This window comes from Pseudomonas sp. G3-19, from assembly GCF_054855875.1.
The window spans coordinates 5,196,923-5,220,276 of record NZ_JBMPIQ010000003.1 but is presented as its reverse complement, the minus strand read 5'-3'; the positions used below and the strand labels follow the sequence as shown (position 1 = coordinate 5,220,276).

The following is a 23,354-nucleotide window of genomic DNA, read 5'->3' as shown; positions in this document are numbered from 1 at the left end:
TAGATGATAATGAGAACCAAAACAAGAGTGCCTGATTACACAGACTCCGTTGTAGGAGCGAGCCTGCTCGCGAAGGCGTCGTGTCAGTCGCCGCTGCAGTAGGCTGCTATCGCTTTCGCGAGCAGGCTCGCTCCCACAAGGTTTTGTGTGGAGCCAAGAAAAAAGGCGCGCCACCCGATGAGGTGGCGCGCCTTTCTTGTCTGACCGCTGGGGCTTAACTGCCCGCGACAGTCATCCGCTCGATCAATACCGAGCCCGTGCGAATATTGCTGCGCAGCTCCAGATCATTCCCGACTGCGACGATCTGCTTGAACATGTCGCGCATGTTGCCGGCGATGGTCACTTCCTGCACCGCGAACTGGATTTCGCCGTTTTCGACCCAGAAACCCGCCGCCCCGCGCGAATAATCGCCGGTGACCATGTTCAAGCCATGGCCCATCAATTCGGTGACCAGCAGCCCACGGCCCATGCGCTTCAACAGCGCCGCCTGGTCTTCGTCACCGTGAGTGACGAACAGGTTGTGCACGCCACCCGCGTTGGCGGTGCTCGGCATGCCGAGTTTGCGCCCGGAGTACGTGCCGAGGATGTACGACACCAACTCGCCCTTCTCGACGAACGGCTTGGCGTAAGTGGCCAGACCATCGCCGTCGTAGGACGCACTGCCCATGGCGCGCATCAGGTGCGGACGCTCGTCGATGGTCAGCCATTCCGGAAACAGCTTCTGCCCCAAAGTGCCTTCGAGAAACGACGATTTGCGGTACAGGCTGCCGCCGGACACCGCCGACAGGAAACTGCCGAACAACCCGCCCGCCAGCTCGGCGGAAAACAGCACCGGCACTTCGCAGGTCGGCACCGGACGCGCGCCCAGACGGCTCGCCGCCCGTTGCGCGGCACGCTGGCCGATGCTCACCGGATCCGCCAGCAGGCTGCCCTGGCGATTGACGTCATACCAGTAATCGCGCTGCATCTGGCCGTCGGCCTCGGCGATCATTACGCAACTGAGGCTGTGCCGGGTCGACGCGTAACCGCCGATGAAACCGTGGCTGTTGCCATACACACGGCAGCCCTGATGCGTGCTGAGGGTGGTGCCGTCGGCGTTCTTGATCCGCGCATCGGCGTCGAACGCGGCCGCTTCACAGATCAGCGCCTTCTCGATGGCCTGCTCGGGGGTGATGTCCCACTCGTGAAACAGATCGAAATCCTGCTGATCCCTGGCCATCAGCGCCGCATCAGCGAGGCCCGAAGCTTCGTCTTCAGAGGTGTGTTTGGCGATCGCCAGTGCAGCGGCAACGGTTTCACGAATCGCGTCCGGCCCGGTGGCGGACGTGCTGGCCGAGCCTTTGCGCTGGCCGACGTACAGGGTGATGCCAAAGCCCTGGTCGCGATTGAATTCGACCGTCTCGACCTCACGCTGGCGCACCGACGTCGACAAACCCTGCTCCAGCGATACTGCCACTTCACAGGCACTGGCGCCCTGACGCTTGGCTTCGGCGATGATCTGCTCGACCTGTTCCTGCAGTGCCGGCAATGCTTGCGGGCCGACGCTTTGAACTGCACTCATGCTCATCTCCACTCAAATTCTGCTTTCGGCTGGGGTCATCGAGCGACCGGGCCGGACAAGCGGCCCCCGACTGGTTATCATGGCGGCGTTTCTTTGCGGACTGCCACCATGGTTGATTCTTACGACGACTCCCTCGATACGGGAGAAAAAAGCAAATCTCAGGTCAAACGCGAGCTGCATGCTCTGGTTGACCTTGGCGAGCGCCTTACAACACTCAAGCCCGACTTGCAGGCAAAACTGCCATTGACCGACGCCTTGCGCCGGGCCCTGGCTGATGCGCCGAAGCACACCGCGAACATCGCGCGTAAACGGCACCTGCAGTTCATCGGCAAACTGATGCGCGATCAGGACACTGACGCGATTCTGGTCCTGCTCGATCAACTCGATGCCTCCACCCGTCAGTACAACGAGCGTTTCCACAACCTCGAACGCTGGCGTGACCGCCTGATCGCCGGTGACGATGCCGTGCTGGAGAAATTCGTCGTCGAATACCCGGACGCCGATCGCCAGCAACTGCGTTCCCTGATCCGTCAGGCTCAGCACGAGGTTGCGCAAAAAAAACCTCCTGCTTCCAGCCGCAAGATCTTCAAGTACATCCGTGAGCTGGACGATACCCAACGCGGCCTGCGTTGATACTCGCCATCGGGTGGCCGCCCTGCGCGCCACCCGCAGCTCCACCTCTTTTTATGCGCCCGTGCCACCCACGGTAATCGCATCGATCTTCAGCGTCGGCTGACCGACACCCACCGGCACCGACTGCCCGTCCTTGCCGCACGTGCCCACACCGCTGTCCAGCGCCAGATCGTTACCGACCATCGACACCCGGCTCATCGCCTCGGGGCCGTTGCCGATCAACGTCGCGCCCTTGACCGGCGCGGTGATCTTGCCGTCCTCGATCAGGTACGCCTCACTGGTGGAGAACACGAACTTGCCGCTGGTGATGTCGACCTGACCGCCGCCAAGGTTGGCGCAGTAGATGCCCTTCTTCACCGAGGCGATGATTTCCGCCGGATCGCTCTCGCCTCCGAGCATGTAGGTGTTGGTCATGCGCGGCATCGGCAGATGCGCGTAGGACTCGCGACGACCGTTGCCGGTACGGGCCACGCCCATCAGACGCGCATTGAGCTTGTCCTGCATGTAACCTTTGAGCACGCCGTTCTCGATCAGCGTGGTGCACTCGGTCGTGGTGCCTTCGTCGTCGACGCTCAGCGAGCCGCGACGACCGCTCAACGTGCCGTCATCGACAATGGTGCAGAGCTTGGAGGCAACCATTTCGCCCATGCGCCCGCTGTAGGCCGAACTGCCCTTGCGGTTGAAGTCGCCTTCCAGACCATGACCAACCGCTTCGTGCAGGAGCACGCCGGACCAGCCCGAACCGAGGACGACAGGCAAGGTGCCGGCCGGTGCCGGAATCGCTTCCAGATTCACCAGCGCCTGACGCAGTGCTTCACGGGCATAGCCCATGGCACGGTCTTCGGCGAGGAAATAACGGTAGTCGGTACGCCCGCCGCCGCCATGTCCGCCGCGCTCGCGACGGCCATTCTGCTCGACGATCACGCTGACGTTGAAACGTACCAGCGGACGCACATCAGCGGCCAGGCCACCGTCGGTGGACGCCACCAGAATCCGTTCCCAGACCCCGGCCATGCTCACGCTGACCTGCTGAATCCGTGGATCGAGGGCACGGGTGGCGACGTCGATGCGCTTGAGCAGCTCGACTTTCTCGGCGCGGCTCAGCACTTCCAGCGGATTGTCCGGCGCATACAACTGCGCGACATCCTGAGTGCTGAACGCCTGCACCGTGCCGTTCTGCCCGGCGCGGGAGATCGAACGCGCGGCACGAGCCGCAGCGCCCAGGGCTTCGAGGGTGATCGCGTTGCTGTAGGCAAAACCGGTTTTCTCGCCGGACTGCGCACGCACGCCAACACCCTGATCGAGGTTGAAGCTGCCTTCCTTGACGATGCCGTCTTCCAGCGACCACGACTCAGAGATCTGGCCCTGGAAATACAGATCGGCAGCATCGATGCCCGGGCCGGCCAGATCGCCGAGCACACCTTGCAGGCTCTCGATGGTCACGCCGCCGGGCGCCAACAGGTGATCACTGACTGAGGACAACAACTCGCTCATAGGTTTACGCCTTAAATTCATGTTCTGAAGCAGGCCGCTGGGCGCCCTGCGAGAAAAACCGCCGATGACTCGTCACCGGCATTCGCGCCCTGATAGACGCTTGTTCATCACTGTCGCGTGCGGCCAACAATACCGCCTCGCCTTGATCCTGATGCGCCAGCACACGGCCCCACGGGTCGACAATCGCCGCATGACCGAAGGTTTCACGCGGTCCCGGGTGAGTCCCGCCCTGCGCTGCCGCCAATACATAACACTGCGTCTCGATGGCCCGGGCGCGAATCAGCACATCCCAATGCGCCGCACCGGTCACTGCGGTGAAGGCCGACGGGGCGGTAATCAACTCGGCACCGGCGGCGCGCAATTCGCTGTACAGCTCCGGAAAGCGCAGGTCGTAACACACGGTCAGGCCGACTCGGCCAACCGGCGTGTCTGCGACCACCACGCTACTGCCATAAGCATAGTCATCGGATTCGCGATACCGCCCGCGATTGTCCGCCACATCGACGTCGAACAGGTGCAACTTGTCATACCGCGCCACGGTTTCACCCTGATCGTTGACCAGCAGCGAACAGGCATGCGACTTGGCGTCCGGTTGCCCGAGCGGCGGCAACGGCAAGGTGCCGGCCACTATCCATAACTTGAGGTCGCGGGCGGTCTGTTTCAACCATGGCAGGATCGGACCTTCGCCGAGCGCTTCGGCACGGCCGATGTCGGCGATGTCGCGACGGCCCATGGCGGCGAAGTTTTCCGGCAGCACCGCCAGCTTCGCGCCGCCGGCCGCAGCCTGTTCGAGCAGGCGTCGAGCCTGCGCCAGATTGGCCAGCACATCACTCTGGCTGACCATTTGAATCACCGCTAAAGACATGGCGCACTCCGTAACAGGTATGCGGCCATGCTACTCCATAGGCCTGGGATGTGGCTGTTCAAAAAGGCTTGTCGAAAGTGATTTTCGGCTCTTTCCACGGGCCTTTGACGGTGTACTTGACGCTGGCGAAGCGTGCCACGCGGTCGCCGATCAGCTTGTCGATCAGGAACAGCGCCCCGCCGACCGCCGGCGCGCCGACGATCAACGCGGCAATCGGCAGGTTGTTGGTCACCGGCAAGGTCACCAGCAATTTGGCGTCGACCTGATCGCCGACCAGATCCAGCGTACCGTCCAGCTCAAGATTGCTCGAAGGACCGGTCAGACGAATCGGCTCGCGGGTGACATACACGCCGTTATTAGCCACCAACAGGCCCTTGACCCGATCGTAGCTCAAGCCTTTGCCAAACAAGTCGGAGAAGTCCAGACGCAGACGACGGCCGATGGAGTTGAAGTTGAGCAGGCCAAACACCCGCAACGCCTGCGCGCCGCCCTCCACTTCAACGAACTGACCTTTGTTGAGCGAGGCATCCAGCGTGCCGGAGAAGCGCTTGGTTGCCAGCCATGCCGGCGAGCCCGGCCAGCGGCCATCGACATCCATGTGGAACTCTTCACTGGTCACGCTCGGCGCAAAGCCCCAGCCCTTGAGCACATCGGCAAGGTTTTTGCCGCTGATCCGGCCCTTGAACCAGCTGTTGGTCGAACCCGGCGCCCCTTCCCAGCCGCCATTGCCCTGCAACAGGATGCCCTTGAGGCCCATATCGAGATTGTTCAGGGCAATGCCTTTGGCCGTCGGTCGAACCTTGAGCGACCAGCCGCCCACCAGATCCTGGCCCAGAAACAACTGATTGATGGTGATATCCAGCGCGGGAATCTTCGTCGGGTCGACCGAAACCAGCGGATCAGGCGAGTTCTCGTCAGCCTGCACCGTCGGATCCGGCGCCGGCAGACGTACGTATTGCAGATTGACCCCAATCGGTGCGCCCTTGGCATCAGGCAGGCTGGCCGAACCCTTGGCCTGCTGGCTGTCGAGCGCCAGATTCCACGCCCAAGGTTTGCGATTGACCTGCACTGCGGCCTGATCCAGCGTGGTGCCGAAGGCGGTGAGCTTGCCCACCTTGAAGTCGGCACTGTTGAGCAATTGTTTGGCACTGCCGCCCGGATCGTTGCCGGCGTATTTGCTGACCAGATCCTGCCACGGCGCGACGTCCAGCTCCGACAGCACACCGCGAATGCGCAAGCCCTTGGCCTCCGGCAGTACGGCGTCGCCCGTACCGAGGAACAGCTCACCGCGACCATCGGCGATATTGCTCGGCGGCGCGGCGAAGGTGAAGCTCGCCAGTTGATCGTAGTTGACCCAGTAACGCCGCTCCGCACCTTGCAGCGTCATGCGGAACACCGTGTCACGCCCCTGCTCGGCCGACATGCCGAACGGTGCCGGCAGATCCACTGCCACACCTTTCATGCTGGAGCTGACAGTGAGCTGACTGTCAGTGCCGTCAAGGTTGACCTGCAACTGATACGGAAGGGTCCCGGACACCGGCAACGGCTGAGTCACGCCCAGCCAGTCAGTGAGCTTCTTGACCTCGACCTGCCCGGAAGCCGCGACCCGAGTCTTGAGCTTGTTCGGGCTGCCATCAGCGAAAATCTGCGCGGTCACCGGCTTGTCGAAGGCCCTGGCGGCGATGTTCTGCCCGCTCAGCCCCTTGGCGCTGTCAAAACGGAAATCGCCCTTGAGCTGGCTCAGTTCCAGCTTCGGCTCGGCCAGTTTCAGGCGCGCATTGGCGGTTTTGAAATCGACGAGGATCTTCGGCAGATCGCCCTTTTCCAGCGGAATGTCGAGTTTGACCTTGCCCTGCAAATCGCCCTCGCCTTCCCAGCCGGCAAAGGTTTCGCCGGTACCGATCGGCGCGGTCTGGAGAATTTTCAGGCCATCGCCCAGCCCGCCGGCAAATCCGCCGTCGAGCAACAGATGGGTAGGTTGCCCGGCCGGCACATGGGGAATGTTGACGAAAACGTCGCTGACCTGGGTGTCGAGCAACTGGCCCTTGTCGGCCACGATGCGCACGCCGCTGTCCTCGATGAACACATCGCCGCTGACCTTGCTCACGTGCGGCCAGCCCGGCTGGAACGCCAGCTCGGCGTCATGCACCTTGAAGAACAGGCTGATGCTGCGATCCACGTCCTTGGCGTTTTTGCTCAGCGAACCCTGGTACTGGAAGAAGCCCTGATCCACGGCGCCCTTGAGGATCGCTGTACGCAGCCACTCGTCGAGGGCCGGGCTCAAGACTTCGGGCAGGTATTTGGCGGTGTAGCGACCATCGCCATCGACCAGCCCGACGCGCAGGTCCATGTAGTCTTCCTGGCTATGGTCGAAGTGCAGGCGGATCAGGAAGTCGCCGGCAATCTTGCCCTCTTCGCCCAGCACTTTCAGGTACGGCGCGATCAGGGTGAAACCTTCTTTATCGAGCTTCCAGGTCAGTCGGGCATTGGCCTGGATGTATTGCCATGGCTTGGCGAAGATCGGGTCGAGGTGCAGGACGAAATCCTTGCTGTCCAGGCGCAACTCGCCACCGTCGAGGTTGCCGCTGAGGCTGCCACTGACGTTTCGCGCCGCCGGGGCACCGTGATAGGCATCGAAACCGACATTATCGAGGTTGGCCGCAAAGCCGAATTTCGAGCCGTCGGTGGCATTGGGACGAAAATCCAGCAGCACGTTGCGCAGTCCACCCGTCACCTTCAGGTGGTCGACGACCGTAGCGACGTTTTCGGGCAACGGCCCCAGCGCATTGAGCAACGGCGTGATCGGTGTCAGGTCGAGGCGGTCGGCCTGCAAGTGCCACAACTCATCGGTTTTATCGGTGGCCACCGTCTGCTTGAGCTGCACATGGGATTCCCAGCGGGTCTCGCCGAAGTTCATCGCCAGCGAATCGAGAGTGACAATCGCGCCCTCGTCATCGCGCTGGTAATAGCCGTTGAGCGCCAGATTGCTGATCTTGATCGGCTTGCGCTCGGCATAAGCGCCGGTCACCTGTGGTGCGTTCAAACGGATGGCGGCGCTTTGCAGAGCGCCGTCGTTCCAGTTCACCCACAGCTCGCCGCCAGCCTTGATCTCGGAAAAATTCCACTGTTGGGTCAAACGCTCCGGCAGCCACTTCGACCAATCGCTTTGCGGCAGGCTGACATAACCCTCCAGCGAACTGTCCGGCAATTGAGAGGGGCGAATCCGTGTACGCAGGCTCATCGCCACCGGTTGCCCGTCGGGCAAGGTCAGACGAGCATCAAGACGCTGACGGCTGCTGCCGGTTTTCAGATTGAGGCCGACATACGTAAAGGTCATCGGCGCCTGATCCAGCGGCTGCACGGTCACCTGACTGTCGAGCACCGACAGTTGCTGAACCATCTGCGAGCGTTGGAACAATTGCTCGGGATCCAGCGGCTGATCGTTCTGCACCGGCAGGCCTTCCAGCGCCCAGGTGCCGTCCTGTGCTTCTTTGACACTGATCTTCAGGCCGTTCAATTCCAGATGGGCGATACGCACTTCGCGCGCCAGCAGACTGGCCCAAAGGTCAGGCACCACGCGCACCCGATCCAGACGCAAGGCATTGGCGCCGTCACCGACCATCACATCGTGGGCCAGCAGAATCGGCGCGAAGCCGCTCCAGTTGCCTTCCAGTTCGCCGATCTGCAACGGCATGCCGAGCGCAGCCGTGGCCTTGTCTTCGATATCGGTGCGGTATTCCGCCACCAGTGGCGTCAGTTCCCGACCGAGGCTGACGTACAACGCCATCAACACCAGAACCAACGCGCACAGGCCCAGCCCCCAGCGGGTCAGTGCGGCCAAAATGCGTGTCAGACGCTCCATGTCAGTTGGCTCCCATGGCAAAAAAACTACTGAAAGCTGAGGCCAGCCGTTGTGGATTAAATGTGCTGCAGGGGTTCAGAGCAGCACCACGTCATATTGTTCCTGGGAATACATGGTTTCGACCTGAAAGCGTATGGTGCGGCCGATGAACCCTTCAAGCTCGGCGACGTTACCGGACTCTTCGTCGAGCAGCCGATCCACCACTTTCTGGTTCGCCAATACCCGATAACCCTCAGCCTGATAGGCCCGGGCTTCACGCAGAATCTCGCGGAAAATCTCGTAACAGATGGTTTCCGGGGTCTTCAGCTTGCCCCGCCCCTGGCAACTGCTGCACGGCTCGCACAGCACTTGCTCAAGGCTTTCACGGGTGCGCTTGCGGGTCATCTGCACCAGGCCCAACTCGGTGATGCCGATGATGTTGGTCTTGGCGTGATCACGTTCGAGCTGTTTTTCCAGGGTGCGCAGCACCTGGCGCTGATGCTCTTCATCTTCCATGTCGATGAAGTCGATGATGATGATCCCACCCAGATTGCGCAGGCGCATCTGCCGGGCAATCGCGGTGGCGGCTTCGAGGTTGGTCTTGAAGATGGTTTCTTCGAGATTGCGATGGCCTACAAACGCGCCGGTGTTGACGTCGATGGTGGTCATGGCTTCCGCCGGATCGACCACCAGATAACCGCCAGACTTGAGGGGCACTTTGCGCTCGAGGGCTTTCTGAATTTCGTCTTCGACGCCATACAGGTCGAAAATCGGCCGCTCGCCCGGATAGTGTTCGAGACGATCGGCGATTTCCGGCATCAGTTCGGCCACAAACTGCGTGGTTTTCTGGAAGGTTTCCCTGGAGTCGATGCGGATTTTCTCGATCTTCGGGCTGACCAGATCGCGCAACGTGCGCAGGGCCAGACCGAGGTCTTCGTAGATCACACTCGGCGCGCCGATGGTCTGGATCTGCGCATTGATCTGATCCCACAGGCGGCGCAGGTAGCGGATGTCCATGAGGATCTCATCGGCCCCGGCACCTTCGGCGGCGGTACGCAGAATGAAGCCACCGGCCTCCTTGATTCCTTCCTTGGCCACACAATCGCTGACCACCTGTTTGAGGCGCTCGCGCTCGGCTTCGTCTTCGATTTTCAGGGAAATGCCGACGTGGGCGGTGCGCGGCATGTACACCAGATAGCGCGACGGAATCGACAGCTGCGTGGTCAGGCGCGCGCCCTTGGAACCGATCGGATCCTTGGTCACCTGTACCACCAGGCTCTGCCCTTCGTGCACCAGCGCGCTGATGCTTTCCACCGCAGGGCCTTCGCGCAGGGAGATTTCCGAGGCATGGATGAACGCGGCACGATCCAGACCGATGTCGACGAATGCCGCCTGCATGCCCGGCAGCACCCGGACAATCTTGCCCTTATAGATGTTGCCGACGATCCCGCGTTTCTGCGTGCGCTCGACATGGACTTCTTGCAGCACACCGTTTTCGACCACCGCCACGCGCGATTCCATCGGCGTGATGTTGATCAGAATCTCTTCACTCATGGCAGGGTCTCGTTCAGGCATGTTCACGATAATGGCCGCATCTTGATTCGTACGACGCTCATTGCGCGTTCAGGTTTTGCCAACAGGGTATGCCGAAATGGCCCAACAGTTCTGCGGTTTCGCAAACCGGCAGCCCGACCACCGCCGAATAGCTGCCATTGAGCCCGGCGACAAACACCGCGCCGAGGCCCTGAATGCCATACCCGCCGGCCTTGTCCCGGGGTTCGCCACTGGCCCAGTAGGCCGCCGCTTCTTCGCGGCTGATCGGGCGGAAGCGCACCAGACTGCGCACCACGCGCGACTCACAGCGCTCGCCTTCGAGCACGGCGATGGCGGTCAGCACTTCATGCTCCTTGCCGGACAACATCATCAGCATGGCGCATGCATCGGCTTCGTCCACCGGTTTGCCAAGAATTTTGCCGTCGAGCACCACGGCGGTGTCCGCGCCCAGAACGCAAAACGCCGCGTCGGCCGCCAGCGTGCGCCGACCGGCCTCGGCCTTGCCACGCGCAAGGCGTTCGACATAGGCCGCTGGCGATTCTTCGGGGAGCGGGGTTTCATCGATGTCCGCACTGATGGCGGAGAACGGCACGCCGATCTGCGCGAGCAACTCACGCCGACGCGGCGAACCAGAGGCGAGGTAAAGCGGCTTCATCAAGACATCTCCCTTGTCGAGGTGCGGGCACATGCCTGACCGAATCAGTTGATTTTGTAGCGCCGGCGCAATCCACGCAAAGCGAAGCTGACCCAAGGCCAGAGCAAGGCACTGACCAATGCCGGCAGTACCAGCGCCAGAGTGGGCTGACGATTGCCGGTCAAGGCGCTGAGCCACAGCTGCACCAGTTGAGCGAGGCCGAAGATCACCAGGATCACCAGGCACTGCTGCCACATCGGGAACATCCGCAGACGCTGCTGCAACGACAGCACGAGGAAGGTGATCAGCGTCAGGATCAAGGCATTCTGGCCAAGCAGATCGCCCTGCAGCACATCTTCGGCCAGCCCCAGGCAGAACGCGGTGACCATGCCGACCGTATGCGGCATGTACAACGCCCAGAAAGTCAGCAGCAACGCCAGCCAGAGGGGACGCAGGATTTCCATGAACATCGGCAGCGGTGAAACACTCAGCAGGATGCCGACGACAAACGTCAGCCAGACAATCCAGCCGTTACGCGAAGCAGTAGCCCCGACCATTATTCTTGTCTCCCGGTGTTGGCTGGCGTGGCGGCAGGTGGTTTCGCCGCCGGTCGCGCAGCCGGCTGGGATGCTGGCGGTTTAGCCGCCGCCGCAGGCTTGGTCGCAGCAGGTTTGCTCGCTGCAGGTTTGGCCGGCGTGGTGCTGGCCGCAGCGGCCGGTGCTGCCGGGGCGGCTGGCGCTGCAGCGGCAGCCGGGGTGTTGACAACTTTCGGCACCGTGGCCGGAAGCATCGGGCCACCGCCCTGCGCATCGAGATTTTCCTGGGCCCGCGCCGCATCGTTGGCGCGCTCTTCGGCGGTGCGGTTGTCACTGAACACCAGCAGCAGATAACGGCTGCGGTTCAACGCAGCGGTCGGCACCGCGCGGACAATCGCGAACGGCTGACCGGAATCGTGAATGACTTCCTTGACCGTCGCCACCGGATAACCGGCCGGGAAGCGCTGACCCAGGCCGGAGCTGACCAGCAGATCGCCTTCCTTGATGTCAGCGGTATCGGCAACATGCCGCAGTTCCAGACGTTCCGGGTTGCCGGTGCCGCTGGCAATCGCCCGCAGACCGTTACGGTTCACCTGCACAGGAATGCTGTGAGTGGTGTCGGTCAGCAGCAGCACCCGGGAGGTGTACGGCATCAACTCGACCACCTGGCCCATCAGACCGCGTGCATCGAGCACCGGCTGACCGAGCACCACGCCATCGCGCTCACCTTTATTGATGATGATGCGATGGGTGAAGGGATTGGGGTCCATGCCGATCAACTCGGCCACTTCGACCTTTTCGTTGACCAGTGCGGAGGAATTGAGCAACTCGCGCAGCCGCACGTTCTGCTCGGTAAGGGCGGCAAGCTTCTGCATGCGCCCCTGCAACAGCAGGTTCTCGGTCTTGAGTTTTTCGTTTTCGGCGACCAGCTCGGTGCGGCTGCCGAACTGACTGGCGATCCCTTCCCACAGCCGTCCGGGCAGGTCGGTGATCCAGTAGGCGTCCATCAACACCAGCGACGCTTGTTTGCGCGCGGGTTTGAGCAGGTCGAAGCGGGCATCGACCACCATCAGCGCGACCGACAGCACGGCCAGCACCAACAGGCGCACACCCAACGAAGGGCCTTTGGCGAAAAGCGGTTTAATAAGCCGCTCCTCCCAGGCAAATGTTCTGTTTATTCATACGGCATCAAACCGGCCTGGATGAAGACTGACAGAAGATAAACGCCAACAGGCAGCACTGCAAAGTGCTGCCTGTGCGCTCACCCACGTATTGCAAACCGGCGCTTATTCGCTGGAGAGCAGGTCCATGGTGTGCTTGTCCATCATTTCCAATGCACGGCCACCGCCGCGAGCAACACAGGTCAGCGGATCTTCGGCAACGATCACCGGCAGACCGGTTTCCTGGGCCAGCAACTTGTCGAGGTCACGCAGCAGCGCGCCACCACCGGTCAGCACCAGGCCACGCTCGGCGATGTCGGAAGCCAGTTCCGGCGGCGATTGCTCCAGCGCGCTTTTCACAGCCTGAACGATAGTGGCCAGGGACTCTTGCAGAGCTTCCAGCACTTCGTTGGAGTTCAGGGTGAATGCACGTGGAACGCCTTCGGCCAGGTTGCGACCGCGAACGTCGACTTCGCGAACTTCGCCGCCCGGGTAGGCCGTACCGATTTCCTGCTTGATGCGCTCGGCAGTCGATTCACCGATCAGGCTGCCGTAGTTGCGGCGCACGTAGGTGATGATCGCTTCGTCGAAGCGGTCGCCGCCCACGCGGACGGATTCGGCGTAGACCACACCGTTCAGGGAGATCAGCGCGATTTCAGTGGTACCACCACCGATATCGACGACCATCGAACCGCGTGCTTCTTCAACCGGCAGGCCGGCACCGATCGCAGCAGCCATCGGCTCTTCGATCAGGAACACTTCACGGGCACCGGCACCGAGGGCCGATTCACGGATGGCACGACGCTCAACCTGGGTGGATTTGCATGGAACGCAGATCAGCACACGAGGGCTGGGCTGCAGAAAGCTGTTTTCGTGAACCTTGTTGATAAAGTATTGCAGCATCTTTTCGCAGACGCTGAAGTCGGCGATCACGCCGTCCTTCATCGGACGAATGGCAGCAATGTTGCCCGGCGTACGGCCGAGCATGCGCTTGGCTTCGGTGCCGACAGCAACGACACTTTTCTGGTTACCGTGTGTCCGAATGGCCACAACCGATGGCTCATTCAGGACGATACCGCGCTCGCGCACGTAAATAAGGGTGTTGGCAGTGCCCAGGTCAATGGAAAGATCGCTGGAAAACATGCCACGCAGTTTCTTGAACATGGGAAAGGGACCCTAGGCAACGCGTGGGTAAAAAAGTGCGGCAAACTCTAACAACGACAGGGATTTTGGGCAAGGCGCCAATATGTTAAATTGGCCGCTTTTCTGTGCACCAAGCCCCACAATCGCGGCCTTATGACCGTAGAAGTGCGGTAGTGTTCCGACAATCTAACACACGGACGCCGTCCGTTCTGTTTTCCACTGGAGAATCCCGATGGCGCTAGAACGCTCCGACGTGGAAAAAATCGCACATCTGGCCTGCCTTGGCCTGAATGATGCCGATCTTCCGCACATTACTTCCGCCCTCAACAGCATTCTCGGGCTGGTCGACGAAATGCAGGCCGTCGATACCGACGGTATCGAGCCTTTGGCCCACCCGCTGGAAGCCAGTCAGCGCCTGCGCGCCGACGTCGTGACCGAGACCAATCACCGCGAGGCCTATCAGTCCATCGCACCAGCGGTCGAAAACGGCCTGTATCTGGTTCCGAAAGTCATCGACTAAAGGGAAAGAGCCTGCAATGCATCAAATGACTCTGGCCGAGATCGCCCGCGGTCTCGCCGATAAAAAGTTTTCCTCCGAAGAGCTGACCAAAGTCCTGCTGGCGCGTATTACCCAGCTCGATCCGCAGCTCAACAGTTTCATCAGCCTCACCGAAGAGCTGGCACTCGAGCAGGCGAAAGCCGCCGACGCGCGCCGGGCCAACGGTGAGAGCGGCGCCCTGCTCGGTGCGCCGATCGCCCACAAGGACCTGTTCTGCACTCAAGGCATCCGCACCAGCTGCGGTTCGAAGATGCTCGACAACTTCAAGGCCCCGTACGACGCCACCGTGGTTGCGAAACTGGCCGCTGCCGGCGCCGTGACACTGGGCAAGACCAACATGGACGAATTCGCCATGGGTTCGGCCAACGAGTCGAGCTGGTACGGCGCGGTGAAAAACCCGTGGAACCTGGAACACGTGCCGGGTGGTTCGTCCGGTGGTTCGGCGGCGGCGGTTGCCGCTCGTCTGTTGCCGGCGGCCACGGCCACCGATACCGGTGGTTCGATCCGTCAGCCCGCTGCATTCACCAACCTCACAGGCCTGAAACCGACGTACGGTCGTGTTTCGCGCTGGGGCATGATCGCTTACGCCTCCAGCCTCGACCAAGGTGGCCCGTTGGCGCGTACGGCCGAAGACTGCGCGATTTTGTTGCAAGGTATGGCCGGGTTCGACCAGAACGACTCCACCAGCATCGATGAGCCGGTTCCGGATTACTCCGCCAGCCTCAACACTTCGCTGCAGGGCCTGCGCATCGGCGTGCCGAAGGAATACTTCAGCGCCGGTCTCGACCCCCGCATCGCCGAACTGATCCAGAACAGCATCAAAGAGCTGCAGAAGCTCGGTGCCGTGATCAAGGAAATCAGCCTGCCGAACATGCAGCACGCGATTCCTGCGTACTACGTGATCGCGCCAGCCGAGGCCTCCTCGAACCTGTCGCGTTTCGACGGCGTGCGCTTCGGCCATCGCTGCGAGAACCCGGAGAACCTGATCGACCTGTACAAACGCTCCCGTGGCGAAGGCTTCGGGCCGGAAGTGCAGCGCCGGATCATGGTCGGCGCCTACGCGCTGTCCGCCGGTTACTACGACGCCTACTACCTGAAAGCGCAGAAGATCCGTCGTCTGGTGAAGAACGACTTCATGGCGGCCTTTAATGAAGTCGACATCATCCTCGGCCCGACCACGCCGAACCCGGCCTGGAAGCTCGGCGCGAAGAACAGCGATCCGGTCGCTGCCTATCTGGAAGACGTCTACACCATCACCGCCAACCTCGCGGGCCTGCCGGGCCTGTCGATGCCGGCCGGTTTTGTCGACGGTCTGCCGGTGGGCGTGCAGTTGCTTGCGCCGTATTTCCAGGAAGGTCGCCTGTTGAACGTTGCCCATCAGTATCAGTTGAACACTGACTGGCACACCCGCACCCCAACCGGCTTCTGAGGAGACACACATGCAATGGGAAGTCGTGATCGGGCTGGAGATTCACACTCAGCTCACTACCCGGTCGAAAATCTTTTCCGGTAGTTCCACCCAGTTCGGCTCCGAGCCGAACACCCAGGCCAGCCTGATCGACCTGGGCATGCCCGGCGTATTGCCGGTGCTGAACCAGGAAGCGGTGCGCATGGCGGTGATGTTCGGTCTGGCGATTGACGCCGAGATCGGTCAGCACAACGTGTTCGCCCGCAAAAACTACTTCTACCCGGACCTGCCGAAGGGCTACCAGATCAGTCAGATGGAATTGCCGATCGTCGGCAAGGGCCACCTGGACATCGCGCTGGAAGACGGCACCGTCAAACGTGTCGGCATCACCCGCGCGCACCTGGAAGAAGACGCCGGCAAGAGTCTGCACGAAGAATTCAACGGTGCCACCGGCATCGACCTGAACCGTGCCGGCACGCCGCTGCTGGAAATCGTTTCCGAGCCGGACATGCGCAGCGCCAAGGAAGCCGTGGCTTACGTCAAGGCGATCCACGCGTTGGTACGTTATCTGGGCATCTGCGACGGCAACATGGCCGAAGGTTCGCTGCGTTGCGACTGCAACGTCTCGGTCCGCCCGAAAGGCCAGGTCGAGTTCGGCACCCGCTGCGAGATCAAGAACGTCAACTCGTTCCGCTTCATCGAGAAGGCCATCAACTCCGAGATCCAGCGGCAGATCGAGCTGATCGAAGACGGCGGCAAAGTGATCCAGCAGACCCGTCTGTACGATCCGAACAAGGACGAGACCCGTCCGATGCGCTCCAAAGAGGAAGCCAACGACTATCGTTACTTCCCCGACCCGGACCTGCTGCCAGTGGTCATCGAAGAGTCGTTCCTCGGCGAGGTGCGCGCTACCCTGCCGGAACTGCCACCGCAAAAACGCGAGCGCTTCCAGAGCCAGTTCGGTCTGTCGGCCTACGACGCCAACGTGCTGGCTACCAGCCGTGAGCAAGCGGACTACTTCGAGAAGGTCGCAGCCATCGGCGGCGACGCCAAACTGGCGGCGAACTGGGTGATGGTCGAGTTGGGCAGCCTGCTCAACAAGCAAGGCCTGGACATCGACGAGTCGCCGGTTTCCGCTGAACTGTTGGGCGGCATGCTGCAGCGCATCAAGGACAACACCATCTCCGGCAAGATCGCCAAAGTGGTGTTCGAAGCGATGGCCAACGGCGAAGGCACGGCGGACGAGATCATCGACAAGCGCGGTCTGAAGCAAGTGACCGACAGCGGCGCGATCTCCGCGGTGCTGGACGAAATGCTCGCGGCCAACGCCGAGCAGGTCGAACAATACCGTGCGGCAGACGAAGCCAAGCGCGGCAAGATGTTCGGCTTCTTTGTCGGTCAGGCCATGAAGGCTTCGAAAGGCAAAGCCAACCCGCAGCAAGTGAACGAACTGCTGAAAAGCAAGCTCGAAGGCTGATGCAAATGGGGCCAGACCTGAAGCCTGGCTCCATCCCCTGTGGGAACAATCCATGGCTGAAGGGGTTTTGTGGTGAGGGGATTTATCCCCGATGGGCTGCGAAGCGGCCCCAATTCTTCTGTATCTGGAATTTGGGGGCGCTGCGCGCGCCATCGGGGATAAATCCCCTCGCCACAGAAACTGATCTTCACATTGGGTTGTTTCCACATTTGTTTTGTGGAGCCTTTGAATGAAACGTCTGCTCGGCGCCTGCGCCCTGCTCTCCTTGCTCGCCGGTTGCGCCAGCAACGACATCATCGACCCGCACGGGTACGACCAGACCGGCGTCGCCTCCTATTACGGTGCCAAGCACCACGGTAAACGCACCGCCAGTGGCGAGCCGTTCAACCAGCATTCCCTGACCGCCGCCCACCGCCAATTGCCATTCGGCACCCGGGTGAAGGTCACCAACCTGAAAAACGACAAATCCTGCGTTGTGCGCATCAACGATCGTGGCCCGCACACCCGTGGCCGCTTGATCGATGTCTCGCGTGAAGCCGCCGAACGCCTCGGCATGCTCGGTAGCGGCACCGCACGGGTGCGCATACAGGCCCTCGACGACTGATGGAGCGCTGACCATTTTTGCTCTAGCCGACCTACCACTGATCAAGGTGATCGAGCTGCTTAGCGGCCTGATCCTGCTGATCCTCGGCGCCGAACTGATGGTGCGCGCCGCGGTGCGTCTCGCCGCGCGCCTGCATGTGCGACCGCTGATCATCGGCCTGACCATCGTCGCCCTCGGCAGCAGCGCCCCGCAGATGGCGGTCAGCCTGCAAGCGACCCTGACGCACAACCCCGACATCGCCGTCGGCAGCGTGATCGGCAGCAGCATCTTCAACATCCTCGTGACCCTTGGTCTGTCGGCGCTGATCATTCCGTTGCGAGTCTCACGGCAACTGGTGCGTCTGGATATTCCACTGATGATCGGCGCCAGCCTGCTGGTGTTCGTCCTCGCCTGGAATGAACAGATCGGCCGCTTCGACGGCGTGCTGTTGCTCGCGGCATTGGCGTTGTATCTGGGCCTGTTGCTGCGCCAGTCGCGGCACTCGGCGCGCCCGCATTCGGAATCGCCACAACCTCCGCAGGTGCCGTGGTTCAGCAGTCTGCTGATGATCGTTGTCGGCCTGGCGCTGTTGGTGTTCGCCGGGCATTTGCTGCTCGGCGCAGCGGTGGCGGTGGCGACCGATCTGGGCTTCTCCGAACGGGTGATCGGTCTGACGGTGGTTGCGGTCGGCACCTCGCTGCCGGAACTCGCCACCTCGCTGATCGCCGCATTGCGCGGACAACGCGATATCGCCGTGGGCAACGTGATTGGCGCCAACCTGTTCAACCTGCTCGGGGTGCTCGGGGTCACTGCGTTGATTGCGCCGACGCCGTTGTCGGTCTCGCCCAACGCGCTGGATTTCGACTTGCCGGTGATGCTCGGCGTCGCCGCGCTGTGCCTGCCGGTGTTCTATTCCGGCTACCGTGTGACCCGCGCCGAGGGTCTGCTGTTGCTCGGTTTGTACGCGGCTTACGGACTGCACGTGGTGTCGTTCACCACCGGCATGCCGCTGGCCGGCAAACTGGAAAAACTGATGCTGTTCTACGTGCTGCCGACGCTGCTGGCGTTTCTGTTGTTCACGTCCGTACGCGCCTGGCGCCGCCAACACCACAAGAGGGATGTGCCATGACCGATTCGCAGAAAACCGGGGTTGAAATCCGCCGTCAGGTAATGGGTGATGCGTTCGTTGATCGCGCCTTGGGCAACGCCACCGAATTCACTCAGCCGTTGCAGGATTTCGTCAATGAACACGCCTGGGGCGGCGTGTGGAATCGCGAAGGTCTGCCGCTGAAAACCCGCAGCCTGATTACCCTTGCAGCGCTGACCGCATTGAAGTGCCCGCAGGAATTGAAGGGCCACGTGCGCGGTGCGCTGAACAATGGCTGCACGGTCGAGGAGATTCGCGAGGCGCTGCTGCATTGCGCGGTGTACGCCGGGGTGCCGGCGGCGATTGATGCGTTTCGCGCGGCGCAGGAAGTGATCGACAGTTACCAGAAACCTGAGTGAAAGGACTGACGCCTTCGCGAGCAAGCCCGCTCCCACAGGGTTCTTTGGTGTTGTTGAAATCTGATTAACAACACAAAAACCTGTGGGAGCGGGCTTGCTCGCGAAGAGGCCCGCAGGAGCAACCCGAGTCTCAGGCTAGATCCACCCACCCCACTGCAACAGAAAGATCCCGATATTGGTGGTCACCGCCGCCATCAGCGTGGTCAGCACAATGATCGCCGCTGCCAGCTCATGATTGCCCTGCGCCGCCCGGGCCATGACGAAACTGGCCGCCGCCGTCGGGCTGCCGAAGTACAGAAACAGAATCCCCAGCTCTGCGCCACGAAAGCCCCACAACCACGCCCCCAGCGTCGCCAGCACCGGCAGGCCGATCATCTTCACCAGACTCGAACTCAGCGCCATGCTGCCGCTCTTGCGCAGCGCCGCCAGTGACAGCGTGCCACCAATGCAGATCAGCGCCAGCGGCAAAGTGGTTTGCGCCAGATACTGGCCGGAGGTTTCCAGCCAGCCCGGCAGGCTGATCTGGAAATACGCGAACGGCGCGGCGGCAATCACGCTGATGATCAGCGGGTTGCTGAACACGCTTTTGCAGATGCTCCACGGATCGGACTTGATCACCGGGCTGTACACCGCGAGCACGATGGTCGACAGCGTGTTGTAAAACAGGATCACCAGCGCCGCGAGAATCGCCCCGAGGGAAATCCCGTAGTCGCCGTACATGCTCGCCGCCAGCGCCAGACCGATCACCCCGTTGTTGCCGCGAAACGCACCCTGGGTGTAGATACCGCGATCTTCACGCGGGCACTTGATGATCGCCCAGCCCCAGGCCAGGGCAAAACTCACCAGCGTCGCGATCGCAAAATAGATCAGCAGCGCCGGTTGCAGTGCGGCGTGCAGATCCGCATGCAGAATCCCGAGAAACAGCAGCGCCGGCATGCTGACGTTGAACACCAGCGCCGAGGCGGTGTGGATGAAGTTGTCGTTGATCCAGTCGATGCGCTTGAGCAACACCCCGAGGAACAGCATGGCGAACACCGGCGCGGTGATGTTCAAGGTTTCGAGGAAAATTGCCAGCATGCCGGGGGAGCCTTTGGGTGAGCGTCGTCAGGGCTTAATGATAAGCCAAAAGCTTGAAAAGCCCCTCACCCTAACCCTCTCCCGGAGGGAGAGGGGACGACTGAGGTGTGGTGCGTCATACATCGACCTGCAATACCGAGTCGACTATGGATTCGGCAAAGCATTTTCAGGTCGGCGTATTATTAAAATTCCCGGATCGGCCCCTCTCCCCCTCCGGGAGAGGGGGCTGACTGAGGTGTGGTGCGTCATCCATCGACCCGAGTGACCGAGTCGATTATGGATTCGGTAGATCCCTTTCAGGTCGGTGTATTACTAGAATATTCCCGGATCGGCCCCCTCTCCCTCCGGGAGAGGGTTGGGGTGAGGGTAGATTTTGCCTCACAAACCATCAGGTAATCGGCGCCGGATTGAACAGGGTGATGTCGTTATGCAGCTTGTGCTTCTCCGCCCACGTCTGCTGCTTGCCGCTCGCCACATCCAGGTAGTAGTGGAACAACTCCCAGCCCAGCTCCTCGATGGTCGCGCGCCCGGTGGCAATCCGACCGGCATCGATGTCAATCAGGTCCGGCCAGCGCTGCGCCAATTCCGTACGCGTCGAGACCTTGACCACCGGCGCCATCGCCAAACCATACGGCGTACCCCGCCCGGTGGTGAACACATGCAGGTTCATTCCCGCTGCCAACTGCAAGGTGCCGCAGACAAAATCACTCGCCGGCGTGGCGCAGAAAATCAAACCCTTCTGCTTGAAACGCTCGCCCGGGCCGAGCACGCCATTGATCGCGCTGCTACCGGATTTGACGATCGAACCCAGCGACTTCTCGACAATGTTCGACAACCCGCCCTTCTTGTTGCCCGGCGTAGTGTTGGCACTGCGATCCGCTTCGCCCTTGGCCAGATAGCGGTCGTACCAGTCCATCTCACGCACCAGTTCCTGCGCCACGGTTTTGGTTTCGGCACGGGAAGTCAGCAGATAAATCGCATCGCGCACTTCGGTGACTTCGGAAAACATCACCGTCGCCCCCGCGCGCAGCAGCAAGTCCGAGGCATAACCCAGCGCCGGGTTGGCGGTGATGCCGGAGAACGCATCGCTGCCGCCGCACTGCATACCGAGGATCAGCTCGGAGGCCGGCACGGTTTCGCGGCGGCGCTGGTCGAGCTTCTTCAAACGGACTTCGGCCAGCGCCATGATCTGCTCGATCATCTCGGTGAAACCGTGACTGGAATCCTGCAGGCGATACAGCCATGCCTCGCTGAGATCGACCGAGGCATCGTCCTCGTGCATCACCTGCCCGGCCTGCAATTTCTCGCAGCCCAGACTGATCACCAACGCTTCGCCACCCAGGTTCGGGTTGCGCGCCAAGTTGCGCACGGTGCGGATCGGGATGTAGGCGTCGGTGGCGGTGATCGCCACGCCGCAGCCGTAACTGTGGGTCAGCGCCACCACATCATCGACGTGCGGATATTTCGGCAGCAACTCGTCCTTGATGCGTTTCACCGCGTGATCGAGCACGCCGGTCACGCACTGCACCGTGGTGGTGATCCCGAGAATATTGCGCGTGCCGACGGTGCCGTCGGCGTTGCGGTAACCCTCGAACGTGAAGCCTTCCAGCGGGGCCTGCGCGGCAGGCACTTCGGTGGACAGCGGCAGGCTGTCCAGCGGCGGCGCGGTCGGCATGCGCAGTTGATCTTCCTTGACCCAGCTGCCACGCGGGATCGGCTGCAACGCGTAGCCGATGGTCTGGCCGTAGCGAATCACCTGGCCGCCCTCGGGAATGTCCTCGAGGGTGACCTTGTGGCTCTGCGGCACAAAATCCACGGTCACCAGACCGTCCGGGAACTCGGTGCCGGCCGGTACGCCCTGGTCGTTGACCACAATCACTACGTTGTCCCGCTCGTGCAGGCGGATGTAGCGCGGCGAGTCGGAATGTTCAATCAACTGCATGACGCCGCTCCTCAGGAATGCGCTTGAGACAATTTGCCGGTGATTTCAGAACCACCGTTGGTTGGCGGCTCTTTGAGCACCACACGTTTGATCGGGCCGACGATCACCAGGTAGCTGAACACCGCGACCAGTGCGTTGGCACCGACGAACACCAGCGCCCACTTGAACGAACCGGTGGAGCTGATGATGTAGCCAATCACGATCGGCGTGGTAATCGAGGCGATGTTGCCAAAGGTGTTGAACAGGCCACCGCTCAGACCGGCGATCTGTTTTGGCGAAGTGTCGGACACCACTGCCCAGCCCAACGCGCCCACGCCTTTGCCGAAGAATGCCAAGGCCATGAAGCCGACCACCATCCATTCAACATCAACATAGTTGCAGGCGACGATGCTGCTGGATACCAGCAGACCGGCGATGATCGGTGCCTTGCGGGCGAAGGTCAGCGAATGCCCTTTGCGCAGCAAGTAATCGGAAATCACCCCGCCAAGCACGCCACCGATGAAACCGCAGATCGCCGGCAGCGAGGCAATGAAACCGGCTTTGAGAATAGTCATGCCGCGCTCCTGCACCAGGTACACCGGGAACCAGGTCAGGAAGAAATAGGTGATGCCGTTGATGCAGTACTGACCCAGATATACACCGAGCATCATGCGGTTGGTCAGCAACTGACGGATGTAATCCCACTTCGGACCGTCGGATTTTTTGCCTTGCTTGACGTCCATGTCGACCATGCCGCCGTTGTCGGCGATGAACTGCACTTCGGCTTCGTTGGCCAGCGGATGTTGACGCGGGCTGTGGATAACCTTGAGCCAGATGCCCGAGAAGACGATGCCGAACATACCCATGACGATGAACACGTGTTCCCAGCCGAAGCGATACACGATCCAGCCCATCAGCGGTGCAAACAGCACGGTGGCAAAGTATTGCGCCGAGTTGAAGATCGCCGAGGCGGTTCCGCGCTCCGCAGTCGGGAACCAGGCCGCGACAATCCGCGCGTTACCGGGAAAGGATGGCGCCTCGGCCAGGCCCACCAGAAAGCGCAGCATGAACAGCGCAACGATCGCCGTGGACATGCCGAATTCACCGACAAAGCCTTGCAGCACGGTGAACAGCGACCAGGTGAAAATGCTCAGGGCATAGACTTTTTTCGAGCCGAAGCGATCGAGCAGCCAGCCACCGGGAATCTGCCCGGCGACGTAGGCCCAGCCGAAAGCAGAGAAGATGTAGCCGAGGGTGACCGCGTCGATGCCGAGGTCTTTTTGCAGGCTGGAACCGGCGATGGCGATGGTCGCGCGGTCGGCGTAGTTGATCGTGGTCACCAGAAACAGCATGAGCAGGATCAAATAGCGGACGTGAGTCGGCTTGGACGATTGCATGTAGA

19 protein-coding genes are annotated in these 23,354 nt (G+C 61.5%); 7 read left to right on the top strand and 12 right to left on the bottom strand.

The window, feature by feature from the left end:
* Positions 1 to 214 precede the first annotated feature (214 nt).
* Positions 215 to 1,561: a metalloprotease PmbA gene (gene pmbA, locus ACOYXI_RS23685; RefSeq protein ID WP_045122292.1), complete on the bottom strand. Its 1,347-nt coding sequence runs from the start codon at positions 1,559 to 1,561 to the stop codon at positions 215 to 217.
* A 108-nt stretch (positions 1,562 to 1,669) separates the two neighbouring features.
* Between pmbA and yjgA the strand changes: the two genes are divergently transcribed.
* Entirely contained in the window at positions 1,670 to 2,194 is a 525-nt protein-coding gene (gene yjgA, locus ACOYXI_RS23680) for a ribosome biogenesis factor YjgA (RefSeq protein WP_252144503.1), read from the top strand.
* Positions 2,195 to 2,245: 51 nt separating this feature from the next.
* Here the strand turns inward: yjgA and tldD are convergent, their stop codons facing one another.
* The 8 genes from tldD to mreB all read right to left on the bottom strand — a co-directional run bounded on the left by tldD (position 2,246) and on the right by mreB (position 13,442).
* Complete coding sequence (gene tldD, locus ACOYXI_RS23675; RefSeq protein ID WP_461675360.1) at positions 2,246 to 3,688, bottom strand: metalloprotease TldD; 1,443 nt, start codon at positions 3,686 to 3,688, stop codon at positions 2,246 to 2,248.
* Between the two features lie 4 nt (positions 3,689 to 3,692).
* A complete protein-coding gene (locus tag ACOYXI_RS23670) occupies positions 3,693 to 4,553 on the bottom strand; it encodes a carbon-nitrogen hydrolase family protein (protein WP_461675359.1) in 861 nt (286 codons plus the stop codon).
* Between the two features lie 58 nt (positions 4,554 to 4,611).
* Positions 4,612 to 8,415: a YhdP family protein gene (locus ACOYXI_RS23665; RefSeq protein WP_461675358.1), complete on the bottom strand. Its 3,804-nt coding sequence runs from the start codon at positions 8,413 to 8,415 to the stop codon at positions 4,612 to 4,614.
* 75 nt (positions 8,416 to 8,490) lie between these two features.
* Entirely contained in the window at positions 8,491 to 9,948 is a 1,458-nt protein-coding gene (rng, locus tag ACOYXI_RS23660) for a ribonuclease G (RefSeq protein ID WP_007961585.1), read from the bottom strand.
* A 58-nt stretch (positions 9,949 to 10,006) separates the two neighbouring features.
* Positions 10,007 to 10,603 carry a Maf family protein gene (locus ACOYXI_RS23655; protein WP_461675357.1) on the bottom strand — a complete coding sequence of 199 codons (597 nt, stop codon included), beginning with the start codon at positions 10,601 to 10,603 and terminating at the stop codon, positions 10,007 to 10,009.
* A 44-nt stretch (positions 10,604 to 10,647) separates the two neighbouring features.
* Positions 10,648 to 11,139, bottom strand: coding sequence for a rod shape-determining protein MreD (gene mreD / locus ACOYXI_RS23650; RefSeq protein ID WP_007961576.1), 492 nt, complete (start codon positions 11,137 to 11,139; stop codon positions 10,648 to 10,650).
* Complete coding sequence (gene mreC, locus ACOYXI_RS23645) at positions 11,139 to 12,263, bottom strand: rod shape-determining protein MreC (RefSeq protein ID WP_461675578.1); 1,125 nt, start codon at positions 12,261 to 12,263, stop codon at positions 11,139 to 11,141. The genes mreD and mreC overlap by 1 nt, the downstream gene beginning before the upstream one ends.
* Before the next feature lie 141 nt (positions 12,264 to 12,404).
* Positions 12,405 to 13,442, bottom strand: a complete 1,038-nt coding sequence (gene mreB / locus ACOYXI_RS23640; RefSeq protein ID WP_002555108.1) for a rod shape-determining protein MreB — start codon at positions 13,440 to 13,442, stop codon at positions 12,405 to 12,407.
* A gap of 211 nt (positions 13,443 to 13,653) precedes the next feature.
* On the opposite strand from mreB, the gene gatC reads away from it, so the two are divergent.
* The 6 genes from gatC (at position 13,654) to ACOYXI_RS23610 (ending at position 18,954) form a co-directional block, all read left to right on the top strand.
* Positions 13,654 to 13,941 (top strand): Asp-tRNA(Asn)/Glu-tRNA(Gln) amidotransferase subunit GatC, encoded by a 288-nt coding sequence (gatC, locus tag ACOYXI_RS23635; RefSeq protein WP_003221657.1) that lies wholly within the window; start codon positions 13,654 to 13,656, stop codon positions 13,939 to 13,941.
* Positions 13,942 to 13,957: 16 nt separating this feature from the next.
* On the top strand, positions 13,958 to 15,409 hold the full coding sequence (gene gatA / locus ACOYXI_RS23630; RefSeq protein WP_097090387.1) for an Asp-tRNA(Asn)/Glu-tRNA(Gln) amidotransferase subunit GatA: 1,452 nt from the start codon (positions 13,958 to 13,960) through the stop codon (positions 15,407 to 15,409).
* A gap of 10 nt (positions 15,410 to 15,419) precedes the next feature.
* Complete coding sequence (gatB, locus tag ACOYXI_RS23625; RefSeq protein WP_007961565.1) at positions 15,420 to 16,865, top strand: Asp-tRNA(Asn)/Glu-tRNA(Gln) amidotransferase subunit GatB; 1,446 nt, start codon at positions 15,420 to 15,422, stop codon at positions 16,863 to 16,865.
* A gap of 229 nt (positions 16,866 to 17,094) precedes the next feature.
* Positions 17,095 to 17,469: a septal ring lytic transglycosylase RlpA family protein gene (locus tag ACOYXI_RS23620; RefSeq protein ID WP_007966094.1), complete on the top strand. Its 375-nt coding sequence runs from the start codon at positions 17,095 to 17,097 to the stop codon at positions 17,467 to 17,469.
* Between the two features lie 46 nt (positions 17,470 to 17,515).
* Positions 17,516 to 18,577, top strand: coding sequence for a calcium/sodium antiporter (locus tag ACOYXI_RS23615; protein WP_461675356.1), 1,062 nt, complete (start codon positions 17,516 to 17,518; stop codon positions 18,575 to 18,577).
* Positions 18,574 to 18,954 (top strand): carboxymuconolactone decarboxylase family protein, encoded by a 381-nt coding sequence (locus ACOYXI_RS23610; protein ID WP_003221648.1) that lies wholly within the window; start codon positions 18,574 to 18,576, stop codon positions 18,952 to 18,954. The genes ACOYXI_RS23615 and ACOYXI_RS23610 overlap by 4 nt, the downstream gene beginning before the upstream one ends.
* 135 nt (positions 18,955 to 19,089) lie before the next feature.
* On the opposite strand, the gene ACOYXI_RS23605 is transcribed toward ACOYXI_RS23610, so the two are convergent.
* The 3 genes from ACOYXI_RS23605 to ACOYXI_RS23595 all read right to left on the bottom strand — a co-directional run bounded on the left by ACOYXI_RS23605 (position 19,090) and on the right by ACOYXI_RS23595 (position 23,349).
* Positions 19,090 to 20,031 carry an AEC family transporter gene (locus tag ACOYXI_RS23605; protein ID WP_134785438.1) on the bottom strand — a complete coding sequence of 314 codons (942 nt, stop codon included), beginning with the start codon at positions 20,029 to 20,031 and terminating at the stop codon, positions 19,090 to 19,092.
* 388 nt (positions 20,032 to 20,419) lie between these two features.
* Positions 20,420 to 21,973 (bottom strand): galactarate dehydratase, encoded by a 1,554-nt coding sequence (gene garD / locus ACOYXI_RS23600; RefSeq protein ID WP_098967200.1) that lies wholly within the window; start codon positions 21,971 to 21,973, stop codon positions 20,420 to 20,422.
* Positions 21,974 to 21,984: 11 nt separating this feature from the next.
* On the bottom strand, positions 21,985 to 23,349 hold the full coding sequence (locus tag ACOYXI_RS23595; protein WP_247842310.1) for an MFS transporter: 1,365 nt from the start codon (positions 23,347 to 23,349) through the stop codon (positions 21,985 to 21,987).
* Between the last annotated feature and the right edge of the window lie 5 nt (positions 23,350 to 23,354).

Excerpts from the sequence above, each read along its gene's own strand:
- ACOYXI_RS23655 (WP_461675357.1), bottom strand. The coding sequence starts at position 10,603 with ATGAAGCCGCTTTACCTCGCCTCTGGTTCGCCGCGTCGGCGTGAGTTG.
- mreD (WP_007961576.1), bottom strand. The coding sequence starts at position 11,139 with ATGGTCGGGGCTACTGCTTCGCGTAACGGCTGGATTGTCTGGCTGACG.
- yjgA (WP_252144503.1), top strand. The coding sequence starts at position 1,670 with ATGGTTGATTCTTACGACGACTCCCTCGATACGGGAGAAAAAAGCAAA.
- ACOYXI_RS23620 (WP_007966094.1), top strand. The coding sequence starts at position 17,095 with ATGAAACGTCTGCTCGGCGCCTGCGCCCTGCTCTCCTTGCTCGCCGGT.
- ACOYXI_RS23595 (WP_247842310.1), bottom strand. The coding sequence starts at position 23,349 with ATGCAATCGTCCAAGCCGACTCACGTCCGCTATTTGATCCTGCTCATG.
- ACOYXI_RS23665 (WP_461675358.1), bottom strand. The coding sequence starts at position 8,415 with ATGGAGCGTCTGACACGCATTTTGGCCGCACTGACCCGCTGGGGGCTG.
- ACOYXI_RS23605 (WP_134785438.1), bottom strand. The coding sequence starts at position 20,031 with ATGCTGGCAATTTTCCTCGAAACCTTGAACATCACCGCGCCGGTGTTC.
- gatC (WP_003221657.1), top strand. The coding sequence starts at position 13,654 with ATGGCGCTAGAACGCTCCGACGTGGAAAAAATCGCACATCTGGCCTGC.
- rng (WP_007961585.1), bottom strand. The coding sequence starts at position 9,948 with ATGAGTGAAGAGATTCTGATCAACATCACGCCGATGGAATCGCGCGTG.
- ACOYXI_RS23610 (WP_003221648.1), top strand. The coding sequence starts at position 18,574 with ATGACCGATTCGCAGAAAACCGGGGTTGAAATCCGCCGTCAGGTAATG.
- ACOYXI_RS23670 (WP_461675359.1), bottom strand. The coding sequence starts at position 4,553 with ATGTCTTTAGCGGTGATTCAAATGGTCAGCCAGAGTGATGTGCTGGCC.
- tldD (WP_461675360.1), bottom strand. The coding sequence starts at position 3,688 with ATGAGCGAGTTGTTGTCCTCAGTCAGTGATCACCTGTTGGCGCCCGGC.
- pmbA (WP_045122292.1), bottom strand. The coding sequence starts at position 1,561 with ATGAGTGCAGTTCAAAGCGTCGGCCCGCAAGCATTGCCGGCACTGCAG.
- mreB (WP_002555108.1), bottom strand. The coding sequence starts at position 13,442 with ATGTTCAAGAAACTGCGTGGCATGTTTTCCAGCGATCTTTCCATTGAC.
- gatB (WP_007961565.1), top strand. The coding sequence starts at position 15,420 with ATGCAATGGGAAGTCGTGATCGGGCTGGAGATTCACACTCAGCTCACT.
- garD (WP_098967200.1), bottom strand. The coding sequence starts at position 21,973 with ATGCAGTTGATTGAACATTCCGACTCGCCGCGCTACATCCGCCTGCAC.
- gatA (WP_097090387.1), top strand. The coding sequence starts at position 13,958 with ATGCATCAAATGACTCTGGCCGAGATCGCCCGCGGTCTCGCCGATAAA.